This is a genomic window from Acetobacter sp. AN02, assembly GCF_029759835.1.
Classification (GTDB): Bacteria; Pseudomonadota; Alphaproteobacteria; order Acetobacterales; family Acetobacteraceae; genus Acetobacter.
This window is the reverse complement of the sequence record NZ_JAJJND010000118.1, coordinates 1-5,701: the sequence shown is the minus strand read 5'-3', so window position 1 is coordinate 5,701 and position 5,701 is coordinate 1. Positions and strand designations below refer to the sequence as shown.

Below are 5,701 nucleotides of genomic sequence, written 5' to 3'. Positions count from 1 at the left end.
GAACAACCTTGGCGCATCATGTCAATCGGACTGCGCAATTGGGCGCATAGGTTCTAGCAATCAATGGTTGGTATAAGCGTCAGCCACTGGCGTGCCCCGGATCGGTGCAAAAGGAATGCGGCCGCTGATCCGGCAGGATCGAAGTGCAGCATGAGTTAATTTATCGTTTTCTGGTTCAAACACCGGACATAACAACCCCCTGAATTCACACGGCTCTTCCTGATCTCGGCAACAGATTCGGTCACGCATGCCCCATCGTTTTTTCGTTCGACACGGGCTGGCAGACATGCGAGTGTGGCAGATAAGCGTGTCGGGATAGGGCAACATTTACATTCAGTCATCCAAATGATGGCTCACACCCATCGCGATATTGAGCCTTTCCCCTCCTGAAACCATTGCGCCGCATATACGTTGCTTGCGAGTGATGGAAGAGTTGTAATGTATCTGACAAGAATCAAAAATATAAAGAAGACGACCCTGTTGCTCTGTCTGTTCGTGGGGGGGGTGTAATACCTCGCCGACGCAGGAGCTGTTCGGATCTTTCTTCCCTTCCTGGCTCGTTTGTGCGTTTGCTGGCACCAGCATGGCAGCACTCACCCGCATTATATTTAGCGCGTTCGATTTTGACGATGCTATCCCAGTTCCAATGCTTTCATGGCTTGCATTTGGCACAGCCGTTACGCTGGCTCTCTGGATCATCTGGATAGGTATTTGAAAGATGGCATCCTCGAAAAAAATGGCGGGATATGTTTTTCTCGTCACCAGTTTGTTGCTGTGCGCGCTGCTCGCCGCCTTAGCAGCCTATCTTGTTGATCGCAGCCCTCGCACGGACGATGCGTTTATACAGGCCAATATCGTCAACATGGCCCCAGAAGTCAGTGGTAGAATTATCGCCATCAACGTGCGGGATAATCAGTTTGTGCATCGTGGTGATACGCTATTTGTTATCGATCCAGAACCTTTCCGTTACGCCCTGGAGCAAGCTCAGGCCAATTTGGATAATCTGAAGGCGGAGTTGCCTCTGCAGGATCTGCAAATTGGCTCACAAGTGGCAACTGCCAACGCTCAGGGTAGCAGTGTCGAACAGATGCAGGCCCAGCTTGCGCTGGCCCAGTCTACCGAAGCTCGCTTGGCCCCTCTCGCCCGACAGGGCTTCGTGACGGCTCAGCAACTTGATCAGGCCAGAAGTAATGTGAAAACCTCGGCGGCGGGGCTTGAGCAGGCGATTCATTCGCAGAATGCCGCAATGAAGAACGTTCGCGACGACAAGCCGATTCGAGCCCAGATCGTTGGAGCAAGCGCTCAGTTAGCGGCTGCGCAGAGAGACTTGCGTTTAACCGAAGTTAAAGCGCCGTGTGACGGTCAGATAACAGGGCTCAATATCGCCGCTGGCGAGTATGCGGCAGAAGGCAAAGCTCTGTTTACGATCATTGACACCGAGCACTGGTGGGTGATCGCCAATTTCCGGGAAACCCAGGTACCGGACTTTCATCCTGGTCAACGCGCGATCATCCATGTTCTGGCTCGTCCCAATGTTGTGCTGCACGGTCATGTGGATAGCCTCGGTGGGGGGGTTCAACCCGATGTAGGTAGTTTGACGAGCGGGTTGCCTCAGGTTGCACGTAACCTGAATTGGGTCAGAATTGCCCAACGTTACCCTGTACGTATCAGTCTGGATCACCCCCCCTTGAGCTGATGCGTATCGGTGCAACGGTCGTTGCGACAATCCAGAGATGAGTCTTCGCCCCTTCTCGCTCAGACGTCGGACTGCGAGAGCAAATAACTCTGGCAATGTCCATCTTCTCTCTATTGATGAGGGGGACCCGGTTTTCACCATTCGGGGGATGGTCGCAGAAATGGCACCATCTCCCGGACGGCTGAAAAATACGATCAGGCTGACATGTCTCGCCATCTTGTTTCTTCTGATTGGAGAAACGTTTCGGCTGCCCGAAGTGGCGCTCTTCGTGTGGACCGGCTTCCTGCTCTCGGGTAATGACGCGGCGACCAGTTCGCGTATGGCGTTGACCGGCGGCGGTATGATCGTGATCGGTACTGGCGCGAGCATCCTGTGCATGATGTTTACGCTGGATGAGCCAGCGATCCGCCTGCCTCTGATGGTCCTTCTGACGCTTTGCGCCGGATATCTGAGCGCGGTAATGACGGCAGGTATGCTGGCCAACGTATTTTTCTTCTGGACTGTCTATCTGCTGACGATGGTGGATCAACTGGAAAGCGCGGGCAACGCGATAGACGCCTGGGTTGGAAACACCACAGACAGTGTCATACGCGACAGTGCGTATTTGTCGCCTGAAGAGTCATTTCTCCACGAGTGCCTTTGGTTCGCGCTCCTTTACGCCGTAGCGCTGACACTGATCATTATTACAAACCACCTGTGGGGGCGTGATCCCGGCAAGGTACTGAAAAAGGCAGAATCTGACAGATTATTACTTGTTGCCGATGCAATGGACGAAGGATGCGAACGGAAGAGTCTTTCGATGAAAAGGGTTTTCGCAGCTTCACTTCAGGGCGTTTCCGGCATGAGAAAGCTGCATGATCTGGCTGCGTCGTTCAAATCGGAAGCAGAAAATCCCGCAGCTAGCCGTGCGTTAATTCGCTACATCTCCCGTATCTCGCTAATGACGACATTATGGGCCACCACCGTCAACGAAAGAAAAATCCCGCAATCCGAGGCGTCACCGACAACACCAGATCTCCTGAAGACATCATCTGGTATTCTTCGACACTCCGCGAGACTGATCGTAAAAGCTGACGATGAGATTGCATCATCTGGTTTCGGTCACGATGTGGCCGACAATCTGAAGCATCTTGCAAAAGCGTTCGCTTCCAGCCCCGCACTGCACCCATTGGCTCGGGAGATCGCGCGTAGCGTTGGAATTATTCTTGCTCTGAGCTCCAGACCTGGAGAAGTCGATCAATCCTTGCTGCCGAAGATCGACGACAAGCCCGCACCGCTTTTCAAGCCTGGGGCTGCCGTCAAGCGCGCAGGTCGTCACGCTGCGGGAAGACTGTGCGTATCGGTTATCATCTGTTATCTTATCGAACGTTTTACAGACTGGCCTGCAATCGGAACTTGCGTTCTGACTTGCTTTGTCGTTCCGATGGGAACAATCGGCGATACAACACACAAGATGTTTCTGCGTTTGCTTGGCGCACTTGCCGGCGGTCTTGCGGGTATTTTTTGTATTCTCGTGTTCATGCCAGTCATTACAGGCATCATGGGACTTATCCTCATGATGACGCCCGTACTGTTTGTCTCTGCCTGGATAAAGTCGGGCAGTGATCGAATCGCCTATGCTGGAGTGCAAACAGCTTTCGCCTTCTGCCTCAGTATTCTTCAGGGATATGGTCCTACACTGGACATGCAGACGGCCAGAGACCGCGTCATCGGCGTCCTGTTGGGCAATGTGGTGGTCGCCCTGGTCTCGACAACGCTCTGGCCCGTCAGCGTCGCCACCATCGCGCGCAAGAATCTGGCCGAGGCTGTAAAAACTCTTGCGAACATGACAGTTTTCAAAAAAGAAAACCCGGAAGCGCCGTTCGATCCTGTGCAGGAAAAAGATCGCGAAGCATTCGGCCAATCCATTGCGGCCGTCAGATCATCGTTCAGTGGAGATGCACTGGAGAGCGCGGCGGTCAGCAAGAGACTTTTCGCCACTGATTTCAGCCATCGCCTTCTTACCGACATCCAGATTTTGGTAGTAAAAATATCAGTCATCGTCGATATGTCCCATCTGTCGAGTGGAATAGTCGACACGACGCTTATAGCGTTGAAGGGGTGGCTCGACAGATTCTCCCACTGGATCGTGACGGGAGAAGGATATGACGAACTGAAATCATCCGTTCCCGTTCCCCCGGTCATTCCCGATGATCCCGAGAGAACAATCTGGTTTTCGTCAGTAGATGACGGGATCAAAAGTATTCTAGGCACGTTGGATGCCGCACAGCATAAGAATGCGGGTATTTCACATGGTTGAGTCTTCGAACTGGAAATCTGCTGCAACCAGAAACAGAAGAACAGGTCTCCCCTTTATCTCTTCACTGTGCTTCGTTCTTGCGGCAGTAAGCGGATGCCACGACACGTCGGACCTCGCTCCCTCGGCGCCTGACCACCCGTGGCATCCGGCAGAGCAGACAGGTTTGAAAATGCCGCCGGGCAGCGATGGCTTTGCCGCGCCGGCATCGGAACAGACGCGCCGTAAAATTTCCCAAAGTTTGAGCAGACTGGATCAGATCGCAACCGAAGCCGGTATACCGTCAGCCCAGCAAGGCACCGCTCCTGCGGACAATGTTATAATCTCCGGGAAAAAGCTTTCGCTTTCCGAACTGATTGACATCGCAGAGAGGCACAATCCGCAGACACGCCTGTCATGGGAGCAGGCACGGCAAAATGCACTTGCCGTGGGTATATCCGAGGCAACACTGGCTCCGCAAATCACAGCAACCTTGCTAGCGGGAGGACGCCGTACCGTCACCGCCATGCCGAACTTCCTGACCCCTAAAGGGTATATGGCGGCCAATGCGGCGGCGGCCTTTCCTGAAATTCAGCTGTCTTATCTGCTGTTTGATTTCGGCCACACCCGTGCAACAATTGACAACGCAAAAGCGCTTTCAATCGCATCAAATTTTGATTTTACGCAGGCCCATCAACAGTTATTCATGAACGTCATCAACGCCTACTATAATCACGAAGCATCAGTCGCCGATTATGAAGCCGCAGAAGAGTCAGTTCGGAATACCCACTTGCTGCAGGTTTCAGCGGAATCTCGATACGCCCATGGCGAAGCCACCATCGTCGACGTCACCCTGGCTCGTAGCAACGCTGCCAACGCCGTTTTCCAACAGGACCAGAAGCGCACCTCCGAGCATAGTTCGCGATATGCTCTTCTGCAGGCGATGGGGTTGCCCCCGGACACCAACCTGTCAGTCGTATCCTCGCGGGACACGCATCTTCCACAGCAAATTCCGGGAGACGTGTCGCGCCTGATGCGCGCATCCCTCGAGCGCCGTCCGGACATCCTGTCCGACCTCTATAAGATGGACGCAGCAGCAGCAGCCACACGCGCCGCACAGAAAGCCATGCTGCCAAAACTGCAACTCAGCGCAAATGTAGAAGCTTATATAGCTGAACAAAAAGTGTACGGGTATACTCAAAGCGCACCAGCATCACGAGTCGCCCAGCCCAACGGCACCGTTGCAGTCCAGTTATCATGGCCACTCTTTCAGGGCGGTTCGCTGCAAAACCAGCTGAGACAGGCGCAATCACGTGAGCGGACACAAAGAGCCACTCTCGACAAGGATATTCTCGCTGCCGAACAACAGGTCGCAAACGCGCGCGACTCACTGGGCACCTCCCTCTCTTCCGTGCATTCAGCCGCCATGGCCCGGGACTCTGCACAAACTGCCTTCAAAGCTGCGTCCGCGTCTTACGCTGCCGGAGTGGGCAATCTTACTGATGCAACGCAGGCTCAGGCACAGCTTGCACAGGCAACCAGCGCATATGCTGTCAGCCATGCTCAGGCATTAATGAACGCGGCGGCCCTCGCTTATGCTACCGGTGCATTGACGTCAGCTGCCGGAATGGAAACTTTTGGTGACGACAACAACTACGTGTTTAGTCCCGGGGTTTGATGGTGTAATATTTTCACGCGAGTGGAAGGAAGCATTATGGGACAGATACGCC

General features: G+C 53.9%; 3 protein-coding genes and 1 pseudogene. All 4 read left to right on the top strand.

The window, feature by feature from the left end; all coding sequences use genetic code 11:
* Nucleotides 1-526: 526 nt before the first annotated feature.
* Nucleotides 527-715, top strand: a pseudogene (locus LOC54_RS12385) (YtcA family lipoprotein); the annotation flags it as partial.
* Between the two features lie 3 nt (nucleotides 716-718).
* Nucleotides 719-1,696, top strand: coding sequence for a biotin/lipoyl-binding protein (locus tag LOC54_RS11015; RefSeq protein WP_279313858.1), 978 nt, complete (start codon nucleotides 719-721; stop codon nucleotides 1,694-1,696).
* Nucleotides 1,697-1,856: 160 nt separating this feature from the next.
* Nucleotides 1,857-3,995, top strand: a complete 2,139-nt coding sequence (locus LOC54_RS11010) for an FUSC family protein (RefSeq protein WP_279313857.1) — start codon at nucleotides 1,857-1,859, stop codon at nucleotides 3,993-3,995.
* Entirely contained in the window at nucleotides 3,988-5,649 is a 1,662-nt protein-coding gene (locus LOC54_RS11005) for a TolC family protein (protein ID WP_279313856.1), read from the top strand. The genes LOC54_RS11010 and LOC54_RS11005 overlap by 8 nt, the downstream gene beginning before the upstream one ends.
* Nucleotides 5,650-5,701: the final 52 nt, after the last annotated feature.

Excerpts from the sequence above, each read along its gene's own strand:
- LOC54_RS11015 (WP_279313858.1), top strand. The coding sequence starts at position 719 with ATGGCATCCTCGAAAAAAATGGCGGGATATGTTTTTCTCGTCACCAGT.
- LOC54_RS11010 (WP_279313857.1), top strand. The coding sequence starts at position 1,857 with ATGGCACCATCTCCCGGACGGCTGAAAAATACGATCAGGCTGACATGT.
- LOC54_RS11005 (WP_279313856.1), top strand. The coding sequence starts at position 3,988 with ATGGTTGAGTCTTCGAACTGGAAATCTGCTGCAACCAGAAACAGAAGA.